General features: G+C 56.3%; 17 protein-coding genes. 8 read left to right on the plus strand and 9 right to left on the minus strand.

Translation table 11 applies throughout. From position 1 onward, the window contains the following. Window positions 1–12 precede the first annotated feature (12 nt). Complete coding sequence (patD, locus tag O1722_RS11150) at window positions 13–1,437, plus strand: aminobutyraldehyde dehydrogenase (RefSeq protein WP_033487823.1); 1,425 nt, start codon at window positions 13–15, stop codon at window positions 1,435–1,437. Window positions 1,438–1,472: 35 nt separating this feature from the next. Here patD and O1722_RS11155 read toward each other — a convergent pair whose 3' ends face one another. From O1722_RS11155 to O1722_RS11165, 3 genes are read right to left on the minus strand one after another with little or no spacing between them, the layout of a single operon-like run. Further along, window positions 1,473–1,655: a DUF1869 domain-containing protein gene (locus O1722_RS11155; RefSeq protein WP_033487822.1), complete on the minus strand. Its 183-nt coding sequence runs from the start codon at window positions 1,653–1,655 to the stop codon at window positions 1,473–1,475. Between the two features lie 3 nt (window positions 1,656–1,658). Next, on the minus strand, window positions 1,659–2,012 hold the full coding sequence (locus O1722_RS11160; protein ID WP_003856958.1) for a TehB family protein: 354 nt from the start codon (window positions 2,010–2,012) through the stop codon (window positions 1,659–1,661). Between the two features lie 27 nt (window positions 2,013–2,039). Continuing rightward, window positions 2,040–2,366: a TehB family protein gene (locus O1722_RS11165; RefSeq protein WP_023303799.1), complete on the minus strand. Its 327-nt coding sequence runs from the start codon at window positions 2,364–2,366 to the stop codon at window positions 2,040–2,042. Between the two features lie 243 nt (window positions 2,367–2,609). On the opposite strand from O1722_RS11165, the gene O1722_RS11170 reads away from it, so the two are divergent. Together O1722_RS11170 and O1722_RS11175 are read left to right on the plus strand one after the other, a co-directional pair. Then, entirely contained in the window at window positions 2,610–2,783 is a 174-nt protein-coding gene (locus tag O1722_RS11170) for a GhoT/OrtT family toxin (protein WP_003856960.1), read from the plus strand. Between the two features lie 86 nt (window positions 2,784–2,869). Next, entirely contained in the window at window positions 2,870–3,628 is a 759-nt protein-coding gene (locus O1722_RS11175) for an alpha/beta fold hydrolase (RefSeq protein WP_033487820.1), read from the plus strand. A gap of 33 nt (window positions 3,629–3,661) precedes the next feature. On the opposite strand, the gene O1722_RS11180 is transcribed toward O1722_RS11175, so the two are convergent. Genes O1722_RS11180 through O1722_RS11190 form a run of 3 tightly spaced genes read right to left on the minus strand, consistent with a single transcriptional unit; the run spans window position 3,662 to window position 10,156 of the window. Continuing rightward, a complete protein-coding gene (locus O1722_RS11180) occupies window positions 3,662–5,836 on the minus strand; it encodes a virulence factor SrfC family protein (protein WP_033487819.1) in 2,175 nt (724 codons plus the stop codon). Next, window positions 5,833–8,814, minus strand: coding sequence for a virulence factor SrfB (locus O1722_RS11185; RefSeq protein ID WP_033487818.1), 2,982 nt, complete (start codon window positions 8,812–8,814; stop codon window positions 5,833–5,835). The genes O1722_RS11180 and O1722_RS11185 overlap by 4 nt, the downstream gene beginning before the upstream one ends. Window positions 8,815–8,818: 4 nt before the next feature. Beyond that, a complete protein-coding gene (locus O1722_RS11190) occupies window positions 8,819–10,156 on the minus strand; it encodes an SrfA family protein (RefSeq protein ID WP_032671189.1) in 1,338 nt (445 codons plus the stop codon). Between the two features lie 282 nt (window positions 10,157–10,438). On the opposite strand from O1722_RS11190, the gene O1722_RS11195 reads away from it, so the two are divergent. Both O1722_RS11195 and O1722_RS11200 read left to right on the plus strand, forming a co-directional pair. After that, a complete protein-coding gene (locus O1722_RS11195) occupies window positions 10,439–12,037 on the plus strand; it encodes an ABC transporter substrate-binding protein (RefSeq protein ID WP_033487817.1) in 1,599 nt (532 codons plus the stop codon). Window positions 12,038–12,138: 101 nt separating this feature from the next. After that, entirely contained in the window at window positions 12,139–12,372 is a 234-nt protein-coding gene (locus O1722_RS11200; RefSeq protein ID WP_017382275.1) for a YdcY family protein, read from the plus strand. A 3-nt stretch (window positions 12,373–12,375) separates the two neighbouring features. On the opposite strand, the gene O1722_RS11205 is transcribed toward O1722_RS11200, so the two are convergent. Further along, window positions 12,376–12,825 carry a DMT family transporter gene (locus O1722_RS11205; protein ID WP_033487816.1) on the minus strand — a complete coding sequence of 150 codons (450 nt, stop codon included), beginning with the start codon at window positions 12,823–12,825 and terminating at the stop codon, window positions 12,376–12,378. Further along, entirely contained in the window at window positions 12,822–13,340 is a 519-nt protein-coding gene (locus tag O1722_RS11210) for a GNAT family N-acetyltransferase (RefSeq protein ID WP_015570449.1), read from the minus strand. Before O1722_RS11210 ends, O1722_RS11205 begins: the two co-directional genes overlap by 4 nt. A 148-nt stretch (window positions 13,341–13,488) precedes the next feature. Between O1722_RS11210 and O1722_RS11215 the strand changes: the two genes are divergently transcribed. The 3 genes from O1722_RS11215 to O1722_RS11225 all read left to right on the plus strand — a co-directional run bounded on the left by O1722_RS11215 (window position 13,489) and on the right by O1722_RS11225 (window position 16,093). Beyond that, window positions 13,489–14,064: a helix-turn-helix domain-containing protein gene (locus O1722_RS11215; protein ID WP_017382277.1), complete on the plus strand. Its 576-nt coding sequence runs from the start codon at window positions 13,489–13,491 to the stop codon at window positions 14,062–14,064. Between the two features lie 66 nt (window positions 14,065–14,130). Further along, window positions 14,131–15,165: an NADP-dependent oxidoreductase gene (locus O1722_RS11220; protein ID WP_033487815.1), complete on the plus strand. Its 1,035-nt coding sequence runs from the start codon at window positions 14,131–14,133 to the stop codon at window positions 15,163–15,165. Between the two features lie 259 nt (window positions 15,166–15,424). Continuing rightward, window positions 15,425–16,093 carry a GntR family transcriptional regulator gene (locus O1722_RS11225; protein WP_003856981.1) on the plus strand — a complete coding sequence of 223 codons (669 nt, stop codon included), beginning with the start codon at window positions 15,425–15,427 and terminating at the stop codon, window positions 16,091–16,093. 122 nt (window positions 16,094–16,215) lie between these two features. Here the strand turns inward: O1722_RS11225 and pqqU are convergent, their stop codons facing one another. Next, window positions 16,216–18,333, minus strand: coding sequence for a TonB-dependent receptor PqqU (pqqU, locus tag O1722_RS11230; protein ID WP_033487814.1), 2,118 nt, complete (start codon window positions 18,331–18,333; stop codon window positions 16,216–16,218). Window positions 18,334–18,438 lie beyond the last annotated feature (105 nt).

The following is an 18,438-nucleotide window of genomic DNA, read 5'->3' on the forward strand; positions in this document are numbered from 1 at the left end:
CAGGACGATGCTATGCAAAATCAATTGCTGATTAATGGTGAACTGGTGACCGGCGAAGGTGAGAAGCAGGCGGTTTATAATCCTGCCACGGGTGAAGTGCTGCTGGAGATTGCTGAAGCGTCGGCAGCACAGGTGGACGCTGCCGTCCAGGCTGCCGATCGCGCGTTCACAGAGTGGGGACAAACGACGCCGAAAACGCGCGCCGATTGTCTGTTGAAACTGGCTGATGTGATAGAAGCCAACGCTGACGCGTTCGCAAAAGTGGAGTCCCTTAACTGCGGGAAACCGCTGCACTGTGTTCAGGGGGATGAGATCCCGGCCGTGGTCGATGTGTTTCGCTTCTTTGCCGGGGCCGCCCGCTGCCTGAACGGGCTGGCTGCCGGAGAATACCTCGAAGGACATACCTCAATGATCCGCCGCGACCCGGTTGGCGTTGTCGCCTCTATTGCGCCCTGGAACTACCCTCTGATGATGGCGGCGTGGAAGCTGGCGCCCGCGCTGGCGGCGGGAAACTGTGTCGTCATCAAGCCGTCTGAAATCACCCCGTTGACGGCGCTGAAGCTGGCGGAACTGGCGAAAGATATCTTCCCGCCAGGCGTGCTGAACGTGCTGTTTGGTCGCGGAAAAACCGTAGGAGATCCGCTGACCGGCCACGAAAAAGTCCGTATGGTTTCTCTCACCGGCTCTATTGCTACCGGAGAACATATTATCGGGCATACCGCATCTTCAGTTAAACGTACCCATATGGAATTGGGCGGAAAAGCCCCGGTCATTGTCTTTGACGATGCAGATTTGGATGCCGTGGTTGAAGGCGTGCGTACGTTTGGTTTCTACAATGCTGGTCAGGATTGTACCGCAGCCTGTCGTATCTATGCCCAGAAGGGGATTTACCCCGCGCTGGTCGAAAAGCTGGGCGCAGCCGTTGCCAGCCTGAAAATGGGCGCGCCGGACGATGCGTCAACCGAGCTGGGCCCGCTCAGCTCCGCAGCGCATCTTTCCCGCGTTTGTGCTGCCGTGGACGAAGCCAAAACCCTTGGACATATCCGCGTCGTCACCGGTGGCAGTAAAAGAGAGGGGGCAGGATATTACTTCCAGCCAACGCTGCTGGCCGGGGCGAAGCAGGAAGATGCGATCGTCCAGCGAGAAGTGTTTGGCCCGGTGGTCAGCGTGACAGAATTTGAGGATGAAGCGCAGGTGCTGAACTGGGCCAACGATTCGCAATACGGCCTGGCCTCGTCCGTCTGGACAAAAGACGTCGGACGCGCCCATCGCCTCAGCGCACGGTTGCAGTATGGCTGCACCTGGGTCAATACCCATTTTATGCTGGTGAGCGAAATGCCGCACGGCGGGATGAAGTTATCCGGTTATGGCAAAGATATGTCGGTCTACGGACTTGAGGATTACACGGTAGTCCGGCATGTAATGATCAAACACTAAACCCTCATGCCCGGCGCAGTGCCGGGCGATTCAGCTTACCAGCCACAGACCTCGTGTTCATTTTCCGTATCGTAGGCGCGAACGGTGTTCACCAGATCCTTCACGACATCTGCCGCGACGTCCGGGCTCAACAGCTCCATTGGCGCTTCTGTTTCATAATCCACCGACACGCCGTTGCTGTTGTTGGTGACGGTCACGGTATAGGTAGCCTTACCCATTATTTACTCCTTATGCGTGTTGACCACTTTACCGATGCCCGCACCGCTGAGCGTGACGGCAGGATCCGCGAAAAAGTCGATATTAAAATAGGTGTCGTCGGTCAGTAGCTCAATGCGGTGCCATTTTTGTGGTGGGGAGATGCCAAAAGAACCGGCCTCAATGACCACTTCCAGATCGGGCTCGGTGGCGTCGCCATCGGCAAAGCCAAAGTAACGCACCGCACCCTGCATGACGGACAACCGACCGTACACGCCGGCTTTGGTGTTGTGATGGGTAAAAAGCGCTTTTGGGGCGGTCTCTTTATTCCAGAACGGCGTCGAGCGGGTATGAACAAAGTTTTCAGGAATACGTAACATCATAGTTTCCTTCATGTTGGCGGGCGCTTAAAGGGACTTAAGCACCTCAGGTTCAACAAAGAATTCAATATTGAACAGGGTGTCGTCGGTCATCACCTCAATGTGGTGCCATCTCTCTGGCGGGAAAACGCCGAAACGACCCGCTTCAATGACGAGCTCGCTGTCAGGCTCAGAGGTAAATTCATCAGCATAGCCCAGATAACGCACTGCGCCACGCATCACCGACAGGCGAGGGTAAACGCCCGGACGCGTGCCCGTATCAAGGTGACGTTTAAAAATGCCGGCGGGGGCCGTTTCTTTGTTCCAGAAAGGCGTGGAACGGGTGTGAATGCAACTCTGCGGAATGCGTAGCATGTTTCCTCCCTTAAAAGCCTGCTGGTATTAAACTGCTTTCTGAGGGGATGGATTTATCAAAAAGTGCATTTAATATGCATCTTATCAATAATAACCGTTTTGCTTTATCCGGCGTTGTTACACAAGGTACTCAGTTGTTATTATCCTTAGTATTTAAGTGGTTATGATGTAACGAAAAAACTTGATCTGTGTCAACATATGACGCATATTGCGTGCGGTTATTTTTCGGCTCAGGTAAACAGAATGACGTTGTATCAAAAGATGTTGGTGTTCTACGCAATCATGGCCTCCATCTGCGCATTAATCACCTGGTTCCTGTCTAAAGATCGTAAACGTATTCGCCTGTTGAGCGCATTCCTGGTGGGTTCCACCTGGCCGATGAGCTTTCCTGTTGCCCTGTTGATCTCTCTTTTCTGAAGCACGCTTCCAGAATCGGCATCCAGCCATAGCATTCCATACATTGAGGCTGTATAAATATACAGTCCATCATACATGGAGTGCTTATGAACAGTTTCTATTCGCAGCAAGCAGGCTGCACTGTGCGCTGGCAAGATCTTCCCGGTTTCGGTGACCCGGTTGTGTTTATCCACGGGTTGGGCTGCGCATCGTCATATGAATATCCTCGTATTGTCTGTGATACCCGTTTCGGGGGGCGCAGAGCCATTCTGATCGATCTTCCCGGTAGCGGCTACAGTGATAAACCTGACAACTACCGTTATCGCACGAGTGAACAGGCGCAGGTGGTGGTTGAACTGTTAAACCATCTCGGCCTGGATAGTCTCTGGCTCTATGGCCATAGCATGGGGGGGAGTATCGCGATCGAAACGGCAACGCTGTTAACGTCGCGCGTTAAGGGCCTGATAGTGTCTGAACCCAATTTTCATGCGGGTGGCGGGATGTTCAGCCGAGCAATTGCGGCCCAAACGGAACAACATTTTCTGGAACAGGGCTATGATGACATGCTGCGGGCGGAAACGTCGCCGTGGGCTGGAAGCCTTCAAAGCAATGCCCCCTGGGCCGTCTGGCGCGGCGCAACAAGCCTGGTCGAGGGCGTTAAACCTGACTGGGCACACCTGTTCTTGTCATTGAGCTGCCCGGTAATATTAGTTTTTGGTGAGCGATCCCTGCCTGATGACGATTTTAATCGCCTGCAACAAAACGGCGTTGCTGTAAAAATTATCCCTGATGCGGGCCATTCAATGTCCTGGGAAAACCCGTCAGCGTTGGCTCAGGCTTTGTCTGGCTTCATAAACGGCTCATGAAGGGGTAGCCCGCATTGCTGCGGGCTGCAATGATTAAGACAGCAAGGCAGACAAGGCTTTCCGCGCAGCAGGCTGAACGTCATACGGGCACTGATAATCCACGTTCTCAATCGCGCGGGTGTAGAGCGCAACCAGCCAGTCATAAACATAGGCTGTCGCCGCATGGACAGGCTGCTCGCCAAGTCGGGTAAGACGGGGTGAAGCGCTGCTCACAACTGGCGTCACAAAAATTGGCTGACCTTTGCGGATCCGGCTTGCAGGCCGTTCAGAAACGGGCGTCATTTCATAGCCAAGCCAGCTAATGAAATTGCCTGTCGCGGCATGCAGCTGCGCGGCACTGCTTTTATCTTTTTCTGCAATGCGTTGCAGTTGCAGCGGCAGATCCAGCCGGTAGCTGGTAACGATCAGCACATCCGCAATCTGCTGTAATACCTCTGCGTCCAGGCCCAGACGGGCAGCCGCCGCGTCGTTGCGACTCCACTGACGAAGATGGTTAACCCACACGTTATGGGCCAGCCGCGCCTTGTCTTTGGTCTGCAACGCGCCTGGATTTTCCTGCGTCTCTTCCGCAAACAGATCGATAACATCGTTAAACAGGCCGTTGACCTGTTCCTCACGAGGCTGGTGAACGGTCAGCAGCGTCTCAAACGCGTTTAACGGCGGCAGAAGCCCCTCAAGCAGTTCACCATGACGAGCGGCACTGCCTTGCAGCGTTCGGACCATTTTTTCGGCCTGTGCCCGCCCTGCGCCTGGCTCCTGAGTGAGAGGCGCGACATATGGGCGCATCAGCGTCGACACCGACTCTTGTAACAGCCTTTTTAGCGCGCGGAGACGCTTCTGGCGCTGTGCCGGCAGGGTAGCCTGCGACAGCCACTCAATCACCCGCTGCATGCTGTGGGTATCGAGCGCCTGGAGCGTGCCCCAGCGCAGGCCCGGCTGGCCCAGCAATTGCTGCACCGCTTCGTCCAGATTCTGCTTTGTGGTAAACCGCGCATCATGAGGGGTAATGGCCCAGACCAGCCCCGGCAATGCGGATTCTTCAACCGGCTGAGTCTCTTTGATCCAGTTTTGCAGGAGCCTGGCCGTTTTTGCGGTCTGCTGGTGGTGCGCCGTCGCATTACAGATAACCAGGACATCCGGCTGAATGTGCTGCCGATAATGCTCCAGCAACCACAGACATTTTGCCTGCATCATCAGCGGCGTGTTTTCCTCAGAAATGGCAGGAATATCAATGACGTCAACGTTATCCAGCACGCAGTTCTCAACGGGCAGCACCACTTCGCGGGTCAGAGATGCCAGTACATCGACCGGCAGGCTAATGGCGTTAAGCAGCTCGCCGTTTTTTACCGGATGAAGCAGTGTTTCCTGTGCTTCCGGCACGGTAAACGCCCCGTGAGTAAGGAAGCCTTCGCAGGGCAGACCAAAGCTGTCAACCAGCAGACTCAACGGCGCCGCAAGCGCGCTGGCATGGCTGGTTTGATGCAGCACCTGGGCGAATTTAAGCCACTGCTGGGTTAACTCCTGCTGCTCCCCCCACAGCAGAGACCAGACGCTGGCGCGGGTGCTGAGATCAAGCGACGGAACCAGCAGGGCAAACTGGTGCCACAGGGCATCATCAATATGCTGCTTAGCGCCGGGTACTACGCTTTGCCAGAACCGGGCAATGGTCGCGACTTCCCGCGCCGTCATTCCCGGCACGCTCTGCGGTTGACGCAGCGCCCGCCACTTTTCAAGCCGGGTTTCAATCACCGATTTATCCACCGCGCGGATCTGCGGATCCAGCGTGGTGCGCGCGATAAACAGCTGCACCAGCTCGGCCTCCGTTACCAGGCGCAGGCGTAAGGGAAACGCGTCGTCTGCGACCTCGCGGGACGCTCTGCTGAAACGCACGGCCATGTTGGTCGGTGCATGCCCGGGGTTAATATGCGAGAAGTAATCAAACGTGCGTTGACCCGGCGTAACGTTCAGCCGTTCGTCCCCGCTGCCGCAAAGTGCAGCCAGCAGGTGCGCTTTCGCGGCCTGCGAGTGGCCGTGTAAGCCGATACTGCCCTGGCTGACAAGGGCGCGATCGAGCGCCTCTTCACGCGCGCTTACTGCGTTAAGGCGGGCAAGCAGGGCGTCGGCTTCGTTATCCAGCATCGGGGCGTGCTGTCGCGTCTCGTTGATCCACCCGATTAAGGCCTGAGTGGTGGCAGTCGTCGCAGTCATTTGAGGTATACGCTCCCGCTGTCGATCCAGTAGTGGCTGCCGCTGTGTCGGCGATCGGCCAGAGTATTCAGTTTAAAGGTCAGGGAATCCGGCGGCACTGGCGTGCCGTCCTGTAGCCAGGCATCACTCAGCTCGAAAGATTCCGGGCCTTCCTGCTTAGTGCCGCCACGCAGCTTCAGGCGCACGTTCAGTACGCCGTCGCCCGCAATGGCTTTCGCCAGCTCGGCTGAGTTGATGCTCAGGGTATAGAGCGGCGTCGCGGGCCAGCGGGCATTGGCCAACTGCCGGAAGCCGAGCGTAACGTTGCCGCGCAGCGGGAAGTGCAGACGGGCGTCCAGTTTCGCGCCGGGTTTATCGAGGTCGATATCGTGATACCAGACGTTCTCGTCCCGCAGGGTATTGATCGTGTTATCCAGCACGCCCAGATAGCGCACCGTAGAGTACGCGCCGATATCCGCTGCTTTAAAGTTAAATCGCGGCAGACGAAGATCCAGCGCCAGGCTACAGAGCATCGCTCCCACCGCAGCGGTGGATTTCGGGTTGCCGATCCGTCCCTGCTGGCTGAACGGATACCATTCATGAACCTGGTATTTATCCAGCCAGACGATGCGGTTGACGGGCACCGGTTGCAGGTGGCGAATCAAGGCCTGAACGCCCGGCAGACAGCCCGGCCGTCCCGTGATAAGCAGGATATCGCAGCTGTAATGAGAGATCGCCTCACATACCGCATGAAGCGGGGCGGCAAGCGTGAACTGACCCGCCAGCATGGCGTCCCGCATCTCCCGGAAGCTGACGTGCAGCGGTACGCTGAACAGATCAAAGTGTTCTGAGCCGGCAGGCAACGCATGGTCGATCGCCTGCTGGAGATAATTCATCACGTTGCGCGTCGGTTTTTGCGCAAGCAGATCGCCAAAGGTGGCATGCAGCCCGGCCAGCGGATCGTCAACATCGCTCGATTCCCACGCCGCCAGGATCGCGTGACCGATCGGCATAAAGAGCTGAAGCGCCGTCTGCTGGCGCAGGATCGCCTGGGTATCGATCCGCCCGGAGTCACCGAACAGGGATGCCATCAGCTGGGAGGCATCGGCTATGCCGGATTTCTGAAGCTGGGTTTGCAGGGCGGGCAGAACGTAGCGCTGGATCACGTCCAGCAGCGTATCATCGCCAGCGACCTTGAACCCTTCGCGGAACAGCAGCTGCGGGGTGATTTTGACGTTATTCCCGGAACCATCATCTAACTGATAGTGCGTGATGGCCATATCCGTCGTGCCGCCGCCGATATCAATCGAGGCCACGCGCAGCGCACGCCCCGGCTGGACGCCAGGCTCAGGCGCGCGATCCGGACGGGCGAGGGAGGCGAAAAAGGCCTCGGTCTGGCCACCAAAATGGGAAATGGCTTCGTTATACAGCCACACCAGCTGGCCGCAGCTGGCCTCGTCCCACTCCATCTGGATCTCAGGGACCGGCACCACGCTTTTTTCCTGCTGCTTGCGGCTGGCAAAATCTTCATCCTGCGGGTGCCAGCCCATCGCCTTCCAGACGATGGCGATGGCTTCGAACATGCGGCGACGGAAAATCTCGCGCTCCTGTTTCGGCATTGCCGACGGCAGGGTAAGGATCAGCGTCCGCAGCTGGCGGGGAGAGGCCGGGAAGCCGAGCCGCAGGCGGGTGGCCACGCTGTTAATCTGGCCAAGCGCCTGAGCCAGCAGTTCGCAGAGCATGTGCGTCATCAGGGTGCTGCGGCTGTACTGCGGAGAGAACACCGGCAGGCGCTCATCCTGCGGCAGCGTAAAGAGCGGTTCCCCGTCGTCGTTCATCAGGTTCATCAGCGGAAACGCAGTTGCCAGCGGTTCGCGCTGGGTTTTGCTGTTCATCTGGCTAAAGCGCCAGTCCTGCACCACCGGCGTCTCGTCCCACAGATAGCGACGCGGGCTGGAGATGCCGCTGTTGCCTTCCGTGCCCAGACGCTGCATCGCCAGCTTACGCGCTTCATCACCCACGCGGACAATCGACGGCCAGACGAACGCATCCTCCCGGCCGCTTTCCACGGAGAAGTGCTGTTTGCCAAAACGCGCTTCAGAAAACTCAAGTCGGCTGGTAAACAGCGGCTCATTCAGGAACTGCGGCTCACTCAGAGATCGTACCTGAAGTTCAGCCGTCTGGCGCAGGCCGTCGTTGGCATCACCATGATCTTCAATAATCACGCCGCAGGTATGGGTGTTGCCTACGTCAAGGATCAAATCGACAGGAATAGCAGGGGTGCTCAGGGTATGGGTGACAAACTTCACTTCCGGCACGGTGAGTTGTTCACCGAGCATGGAGAGCAGGTTGAGCCAGTGCGCCTGATATTCAAAGCTGCGCATGGCCTGATGCAGCTCGCGCTCGGAGCGTTTTTCAACCCCGTCGGCAAACTGCGTGAAGGCTTCGCGTAGCCAGCCGTCAATCCAGGTCTGGTCGAGGAAACTCTCAACCTCACTGTCGCGCCAGGCGAGCGCGAAACGCGTGCCGTTCAGGATATCGTTTTCAACCGGCGACAGGGCAGACGTCGCATGCTCTGCAATCTGGCTGTCGAGCGCGACGGTGACCCGGTGCGTATTGCCAGCTGCGTCGGGCGTGGAAAGCTTTCGTACCTGGACGCGCGCCCAGTTATCCGGGCCTTCAACAAACGTCCGCGGCGGGTTAAAGCGCAGGAAAGGGATCGGCAGCCAGACGCCGTCCAGCACGGTCAGGGAGTCATGCAGTGGAATGGTGCTTTCAGGCTTGACCACTTCCGGCTGCCCGCCATCGGTGGCAGGGAGCGTGTACCGGCCGTTAACCAGGTCAAAATCCAGACGCAGCAGCGGGCCATTTGCCGTTTTACGCACGAAACGCCCGTTGCTGGCGGTGTCCTGCGGAGTCAGGCCAAAATCGAGAAACTGCACGCCGCTGTTAGCAATCAGCGTCACGCTCTGTTTATAGTCGCAAAGATTAACCAGCATAGGATCAAACACCTGCTTTCTTGAACGTCAGAGGAACGACGGTGTTGGCATCGTAACGTGCGGTGCATTCCGCCACATCACTGGCACCTGCCTTACAGGTCACTTCCGGCATCGGATAGCGTGAACCGTCGGTGCAACGCGCGTTTCCGCGCGTTTTGATCAACAGCTCGCCGTTGCTGTGTAATCCGGAAAAGACGTCTACCCGGCAGACAATGTTGTCGCCATGCACGACCCGGGCAAAACCTTTATTGTTCTGGATCTGGTAGCGCAGCGACGGCGGTTTGCCGGTGAGCGGATCCTGCACATCGAGAAACGCGCGCCAGGTGCCGTTCAGGAAGCGCGTTAACCCCGCTTTGACCTGGTTTGCCTCCATCACCATCGCATCTTTCGGTATCGCGGTAATGACCACCGGTTCGGCTGCCGGGGCAGGCGTTTTCACCTTCGGCTCTACCACTTCGGCCTGGTGCAGCGGGAGTTTCAGTTCAAGCGGCTCAACCGTCTTTATGGGGGCCGGAGCAATGGCGACGGGTACTGGCGCTGGTGTGGCAACAGGCGCTGCGGTCGGGGCCTGTTTTGGCCAGAGCAGCGGGGTGGCGATGGCTGCAATAATGACGGCGGCAACCGGCAGCAACCACAGGGGGGAGCGACGTTTTTTCTGTATGGCCGCCGGTGCGGGCTCTGGCGGCGCGGCGTTCATGTGCACCGGCTCTGGCGTATACAGTTCATCGTCGGTGATACGGACTGTAGTCACAGGCGTGATAAGCGGCGCGTCGGCCTGCTCAAAGGTCACCACCGGGGCCGGTTCTGGCTCCGGTTCAGGTTCTGGCTCGTTAATCACCACTGGCTCAGGTTCAGGGACCAACGATTCGCGCAGGCAGTCCAGCACGTCGTCGCGCGCGTTTTCGTTAAGGTTGACGAAACCCCAGAAGCAGATCACCGGTTTGCCATCCACCAGGAAAACAAAGTTTTCACCGGGAAACTGAAAGGCTTTTGAGAGCAGAGAGCCAAACAGTTGCTGCGCCGTTTTCGGTGACTGAAGGCATTTTTTACTCAGCGACTCCACGCTGGTGAGCGTGTTTTCCAGATAGCGCAGGGCGCGATAACGATCATCTTCATCCGCCGCCTTCCAGCTGGAGACGGTTCCCTCAACCGGGGAGTACCAGTCAACGCGATCGCCGCCGTCGTTGACCTGGGGGATGGCCAGGCAATCAACGATAGCCTGTTGTTTGCGCAACCGAAGCGCTTCGCGGATTTGCAGCGCTGATTCAAAAACGGCCTGTCCGCCGCCGCCAACGGCCTGAAAATCATCCAGATTACCGCTGCGTAAAAGTGTTTTTGCCACGATTTGGTCCTGTAGACTTTTTCACGCCATTACTTTAGCGAATCAGGTAAGCAAGCAAACGGCTGAGGAGACGGCAAAAGGGACGATTTCTTGCGGCATTGATCGTGACGGTTGTGCTTGACGAATAATGGACCTTAAGGCAAATCGGTTTCTGCGGGCTGATGCTAAAACCAGCGAAATGTACGGCTTTAGAATAACCTGATAGTGATTCGTTATTTGTCAGGCCAAAACGTCTGTGCTGTTATTACTGTTCACTATAATAAAACCGAAAGGGTAATAACCATGTCTACAGGGAAAACTGTGCTCGCCCTCGCGCTGAGCGCGCTGCTACCGGCAAGCGCCGCATGGGCGGCAAACAAAGACACCATTATCTACTGCTCCGAGGCGTCGCCGGAGTCGTTTAACCCGCAGATCGCCAGCTCTGGGCCCTCATTTGTCGCCAGCTCGCAAACGCTGTATAACCGTCTGATTAACTTCGACCCGGTAAAAAACACGCCGGTGCCTTCTCTGGCCGAGTCGTGGACCATTTCGCCAGACGGCAAAACATACACGTTTACCCTGCGTAAAGGGGTAAAGTTCAACAGCAATAAATACTTCAAACCGACCCGTGATTTTAACGCTGATGACGTTATTTTCTCCGTTATGCGTCAGAAAGACCCTAAGCATCCCTATCACAATGTTTCCCAGGGTAATTACGAATACTTTAATGACGTGGGCCTCGACAAGCTCATTCAGGATGTGAAAAAGATCGACGATTATCACGTTCAGTTCACGCTGAGTGAACCCAACGCGGCGTTCCTGGCCGACTGGGGAATGGACTTCGCCTCGATCCTCTCTGCCGAGTACGCGGACGCGATGCTGAAAAAGGGTACGCCTGAAAATGTGGATACCTGGCCAATCGGCACCGGCCCGTATGTGCTTCAGCAGTACAAGGTGGATTCGCTGATCCGCTACGTCGCCAATCCGAACTACTGGGAGGGAGAGGTGCCGACCAAACACCTGATCTTCTCCATCACGCCAAACGTTGAGACGCGTCTGGCTAAGCTGCAAACGAACGAGTGTCAGATCATTCCTGCGCCGTCGCCGGTGCAGTTTGAAGCGATCAAGAAAAACAAAGACCTGACCCTGCACTCGGTGGATGCGCTGAACGTGGGGTACCTGGCGTTCAACACGGAGAAAAAACCGTTTGATAACGTGCTGGTGCGCCAGGCTCTGAATTACGCAACGGACAAAAAGGCCATTGTTAACGCGGTCTTTATGGGGTCTGGTACGGTCGCTAAATCGCCGATCCCGCCGAACATGCTCGGCTTTAACAAAGACCTGAAGGATTACGGCTACGATCCGGAAAAAGCGAAAGCGCTGCTGAAGCAGGCGGGTCTGGATAAGGGCGCGGAAGTGACCCTCTGGTCCATGCCGGTTCAGCGTCCGTACAACCCGAACTCGCGACGCATTGCGGAGATGATCCAGGCTGACTGGGCGAAAGTGGGCGTGAAGGCGAAAATCGTCTCATACGAGTGGGGGGAATATCTCTCCGGCATGCGTAAAGGCGAGCATGATTCCGCGCTGTTCGGCTGGATGTCTGATAACGGCGATCCGGACAACTTCGCCGATGTGCTGCTGGGTTGTAACAGCATCAAAACCGGATCTAACGCCGCGCGCTGGTGTGATAAGGGGTATGATGAGCTGGTGCAAAAGGCCAAACTGACCAGCAACCCGGACGAACGTGCGAAGCTGTATGGCCAGGCACAGGATATTTTCTACCAGCAGGCACCGTGGATTGCGTTAGCTAACGGCAAAACGTTCTACGCGACCCGCAGCAACGTGACCGGGTACAGCGTGAGTCTGATGGGCAGTGACTTCTCGAAAGCGAAGCTGAACTGATCGTATTCTTGCCGGGTGGCGGCTATGCCTTACCGGGCCTACATTTAGCACCCGTAGGCCCGGTAAGCGTAGCGCCACCGGGCACGTGAAAAGGAGTGACAATGTCACATTTAAACGATGTTATCGCCCGCGTCGATGCCGCCATCGAAGAGAGCATAATTACCCACATGAACGAACTGCTGATCGAATTAAGCGACGATGCAGAGCTCAGCCGTGAAGATCGCTATACCCAGCAGCAGCGCCTGCGTACCGCGATTGCGCATCATGGTAAGCAGCATAAAGAAGAGGCGGAGGCGCGCCATGCCCACCTCACGCAGGGTGGGACTATCCTGTAAGGGTTAAAACTGGCGCCGTGCCACCAGCCAGGCGCCGACCACCAGCATCGCTGCGCCGCAGACCGGGCCAACCAGCACCCTCAGGGGGACACCGTTGCTCTTGAGGATGTCCATCACCAGGCCGCCAATCAGCTGGCTTGCTACCAGCACGGCAATGGTCGTTGCCGCGCCCACATTCTGATACCCGCTAATACTGGCAAAGACAAAAAATGACCCCAGCAGGCCGGGGATCAACGTCCACCAGCGCACCGTTGACGCCAGTTCGCTAAACCCCGCCAGGCCATTTTTCACCAGCAAAATGCTGACAAACAGCACAATCCCCACCAGCGAGTTCAGCAGCATGGCGATAAGAATGGTGGAAGAGGATTGCGTAATGCGCACCATCAGGGTGTTTTGTACCACCAGCCCAATCCCGGCGGCCACCAGAAACGCTAACGTCAACGATTGATTCATGGCAGAGCATCCGGATCGCTGCGCTCATCGAGCTGGAGTTGCATGAAGGTTAAATCCAGCCAGCGACCGAATTTGGTTCCCACCTGCGGCATATTACCGGTGGTAACAAAGCCCAGGGTTTCGTGCAGATGAATCGACGCCTGGTTCTGCGCCTCGATACCGGCAACCATCACATGTTTACCAATCTGGCGGGCTTCCTTGATTAATTCCGTCATCAGCAGCCGACCGATGCCTTTGCCCTGATGATCGGGATGAACGTAAACCGAGTGCTCCACCGTATGGCGAAAACCGTCGAACGCTCGCCAGTCGCCAAATGAGGCGTATCCCGTCACAACACCTTCTTCTTCACTGACCAGCACCGGATAACCCAACAGCGTGCGCGCCTCAAACCATGCAATACGGTTATCGGTGTCGACAGTTGTATCGTTCCAGATGGCGGCGGTGTGCAGCACCGCATGGTTATAAATTTCACCGATAGCGGCACAATCTTCTTTGCAGGCATGACGAACGATCATGGTTAACCTCTGGCTGTGTTGTTTACTATAGTAGTACGATTCACTCACAATATTACACAGTTCTTGTGTTGCATCGCTACGACAAAATCCCTATTTTTTTGTCACCAAACTGCCCCGAAAAACCATCCGTACACTATAGTATGACGTCATGAACACAATGACAGACAATATGAATCAACGCATTAGCGCCCGCATACGCCTTGAACGCGAGTCGCGGGGCTGGTCATTAAGCGAACTGGCCGAACGGGCAGGTATTTCACGCGCCATGATCCATAAGATTGAACGGGGGGACAGTAGCCCAACGGCGACGCTGCTTGCCCGGTTATCCGGTGCCTTCGGTATTAGCATGTCTACGCTCATTGCGCGCGCGGAAATGCAGGAGGGCAAACTGTTACGTCTGGCGAACCAGCCCGTCTGGCGCGATCCGCAAACCCACTATTTACGTCGTCATGTGTCGCCGCGCAGCGATATGCCTATTGACCTCGTCCAGGTGGAACTGCCCGCGGGCAGCGATGTGCCGATGCCCGCCTCCTCTTATGCGCTAGCGCGACAGCTGATTTGGTTGCAGGCAGGTGAACTGGTCTTTCTGGAGGGGGACACCCGCCATGAAATGAAGGCCGGAGATTGTCTGGAACTCGGGCCGCCGAACGACTGCCGGTTTATTAACGAAACGGATGAATCGTGCCTTTATCTGGTCGTGCGGCTTAATCAGTCCGGCTCATAATGCAAAGGCGATCCGCAGGATAACGTGCCAGACTTGAATGACATTTTCAGCTGTAAGGAGCGATGAATGAGTCAATCAACTACGCAAAACCGACGCTGGGTACTGGCTTCCCGTCCACACGGCGCACCGGTTGCCGAAAATTTCCGCCTGGAAGAGCAGCCGATCCCCTCGCCCGCAGAGGGGCAGGTGTTATTACGCACCGTATGGCTCTCGCTTGATCCGTACATGCGTGGCCGTATGAGCGATGCCCCATCCTATTCACCTCCTGTCGAGATTGGCGCGGTGATGGTGGGCGGCACGGTAAGCCGCGTCGAGACCTCCCGCCATCCGGATTATAAAGAGGGCGAGTGGGTTCTGGGCTACAGCGGCTGGCAGGAGTATGAACTTTCCGACGGGAAAGGACTGGTCAGGCTGGGCGAAAACCCGTCGCACCCTTCATGGGCACTCGGCGTGCTGGGAATGCCGGGCTTCACCGCGTATATGGGGCTGCTTGATATCGGCCAGCCTCAGGCGGGGGAAACGCTTGTCGTGGCGGCAGCCACGGGGCCGGTCGGCGCAACGGTGGGGCAGATCGGTAAAATCAAGGGGTGCCGGGTTATCGGCGTGGCCGGCGGGGAGGAGAAATGCCGCTATGCGGTCGACGTGCTCGGTTTCGACGCCTGTCTGGATCACCATGCGGATGATTTTTCCGAACAGCTGGCGAAAGCCTGCCCGCAGGGCATTGACGTGTATTATGAAAACGTCGGCGGTAAAGTCTTTGACGCCGTACTGCCGCTCCTGAATACCTCCGCGCGCGTACCTGTTTGCGGACTGGTCAGCGGCTACAACGCGACCAACCTGCCGGATGGTCCGGATCGCTTGCCGCTGCTAATGGGGACCATCCTCAAAAAACGCATCCGCATGCAGGGCTTTATCATCGCTCAGGACTATGGTCATCGTATCGACGAGTTCCAGCAGGAAATGGGACGTTGGGTGAAGGAAGGCAAAATTCACTATCGCGAGCAGGTCACCGAAGGGCTGGACGCGGCGCCGGAGGCGCTGATTGGGCTGCTGGAAGGGAAAAACTTCGGCAAGGTCGTGATCCGCGTGGCGGCGGACTAAACAGAGCATCGGTTATGGCGGGCAAAGTCCGCCATAATTATTTGTGAAGATACGATATATTGTCTTTAATTAATCCATAAGCATTGCGCGCCATCGGCCCAGCTGAGCCAGAAGTGGTAAACGTAATATTAATTGAACAATTTTTATTTTAACGCGCGCCCTTCATACCAGGCATGACGATACAGGATATATCAAACCGGCGATGTTTTTTTAAACAGTCGCTGAAAATGGCATTTTGTTTTGGCTACGGGAATTAAACATGCTTGATTTGGAAAACCTGGAAAAAGCACAAAGAATCAGTCTGACGATGCAAGTTGAGAACAGTTTAAAGGGAGCGTTAATTACGGGCTCATTAAAACCTGGGGCTCGACTCATCACGAAAGAGATTGCGGATAAATTAGGCACCAGCATCACACCGGTGCGCGAAGCCCTGCTGCGCCTGGTGTCGGCAGGCGCATTACAGGCCACGCCTGCTCAGGCGTTTTTGGTGCCAGAGGTTACGCTGGAGCGTTATAACGAAATTAACGCCATTCGAAAACAGCTTGAGCCGATGGCCGTTGCGGCGGCGTGTCAGAATATGACCGAGACCAAACTGGATGCATTACGCGCGCTGTCAGATAACTTCAGCACCGCCATGCATCAGGGCGACGTGCAGAAGGCGATCCATGCCAACCGCGTGTTCCGGTTTACGCTTTATCAGTATGCCGAAATGCCGACCCTGAACTCGCTGATTGAGCAGCTCTGGGTACGGATTGGTCCGTGTATCAACTACCTGCACGAAGAGATGAAAGATATCCCTGCAACGACTTACCATTATGCCGATCTGCTTTCTGCGCTTGAGCAAAGGGACGTGACGGCCAGTCGGGAAGCGATCGACCGCGCCATTGATGAAGCTAATATCCTCCTGCAACGGCAATACTACAGTTAAGGATCGCACTGGCGCACTTATTTTTTTATTCGTTTTAAACTTCCCTGAGTATATTCCCGGCGCTTAAGGCTACCGGGAATGATGTTATTTTTTACCGGCAACGTGCGCTGCCGGAAAATGTTTTACTCAAAGCGATAAGAGACCGACAGGCCCACGCCATAGTTACGGCCAGGGGCGGGTTCGTAATAGCGATTGTAGCCAGCGTTAACAATCTCTGAACCGACGTACTCTTTATCAAACAGGTTATCGACGCGACCAAAGATGTCCATTCCCCATTTGCCGTAATTGAGTTTATACCCGGTATTCAGACCGACCACGGTATAAGAGGGCGCTTTGGCGGTATTGGTGTCGTTTGCCATCACGTCGCTCATGTAGCGGGCATCTGCCCCCGCGTACCAGCCTTCCTCAGGCTCCCAGCCAAACGACGCATACCCCATGTTACGGGCAATCCCCGGCATCCGGTTGCCGCTACAGTCTGCATTGTTACAGACGTTGGTACGGTAGGTCGCATCGAGATAGGTCCACGCCATTTTCAGCTTCCAGTTTTCGGCAAACTGCTGGTCGAGCGCAATTTCCACACCCTGACGGCGCGTTTTCCCCGCATTTTTGTAGGTAGTGCGACCATCTTTGTTTTCGTCCACCACGATCTCGTTGTCGGTATCCGTGCGGAACAGCGCCGCCGTCAGGATGCCATTGCCGATGCGGGTTTTGCTGCCAATCTCATAGGTGTTGTTGGTTGACGGTTGCAGATTAATATTGAGGCCGCCTTTGCCATCAGAACGGTAGGAGAGTTCGTTGATGGTCGGGGTCTCAAATCCACGTCCCGCCGCGGCATAAAGGTTCCAGGCATCGGTCACGGCGTATTTCACCGCACCAGCCGGGAGCCATTTATGGTAGCTGGCGTCACCGCTGTCATCGCCGTTTTGCGGGGTAATGTAATGATCGTTGGAGTCAAACCAGACGGAGCTGTAACGCACGCCCGCCTCAACGGACAGCTTTTGCGTGAGCTGCCACTGGGTTTGCAGGTAGGGATCAAGGTTCCACATCAGGTTACGTTCGTCACGGCGTTTGTTACCCTTCACGCCAAAATCCGGCACGCCGTTGTTCATCACGAAGTTTTCATACCCGCGGCGATTTTCACTCATATTTTCGTAGTTAAGGCCGGTGGTAAACGTTACCGGCACCAGCAGCTCGCCGCGGTGGGTCCAGCGGGTATCAATACCCTGATAGTGGCGCTGCATATCAATTACGCCGCCCGAATGCGCTGGATTTTCAGTCTGCGTGGTATCCGGAATGGACTGGTACTGGGTCATTTCACGCTCACCGGCGTACATCATCACGCTGAGGTCGTCCTGTTCGCTCAGCTGACGGTCGTAGCGGATCCCAGCCTGGGTCTGCTTAATGGTTTTACGCGTATTGTACTGATCGCCACGGGGTGAGTGGCGCGGGTTGTTCTGCCACTCCTGATAACTCAGTCCGCCCGGATCGTTGGCTTTCATGTCCACGCTGTTAAAAATCAGCGTTAGCTTGCTGACATCATCAATGCGCACGCCCAGTTTCGCGTTGGCGAGGTTTTTCCGTGCGCCGCTGTGGTCACGATAGCCATGTGTGGTGAAACGGGTGGTGGATACCGCATAGTCCACATCCCCCGCCTGAGTCCCGTCGCCCACCGCACCGGTGGCCTTCATGCCGTAACGCCAGGTGCCGTAGCTGCCGTAATAGCTGCTGGCTTCAATTGTGGCTGGCTGTTGTCCGGTCTGGGTGTTGATGTTGATCACGCCGCCGGAGGCATTGCCGTACAGGGCAGAGAAGGGGCCGCGCAGCACGTCGACGCTCTCAATGCTGTTGAGGTCAATGTTTGACGTCTGCCCCTGGCCGTCGGGCATGGTTGCCGGAATGCCGTCCACGTACATGCGGATCCCGCGTACGCCGAAGGTCGAACGCGCGCCGAATCCGCGAACGGAAAGTTGCAGATCCTGAGCATAGTTCTGGCGGTTCTGGATTTGCAGGCCTGGTACGCTCCCAAGGGATTCAGAAAGGTTGATGCGCGGTGTGGCATGTCGCATATCCTCGCCGCTCACCACGCTGACTGCGGCCGGGGTGTCCAGTTCGGAGACGGTTTGCGGCGTGGCGCTGACGATCAGGGTCTGTTCATCCGCGGCCATCGCACTCAGCGGGCCAAAAATGACGGGAACGAAGAGCAGTGGTAGTGATGCCTTACGGGCAGTAATAATTTTCATGGAGTAAACCGGTTAAGAAAAATTCGAACCAAATCAACTGGAACCTGTGTATATATGTTAAATCCTTTGTAAATGTTATGAAAACTATAACCGCACATTTCGTGA

The organism is Enterobacter cloacae complex sp. HYC003_NIDB (genome assembly GCF_056673375.1).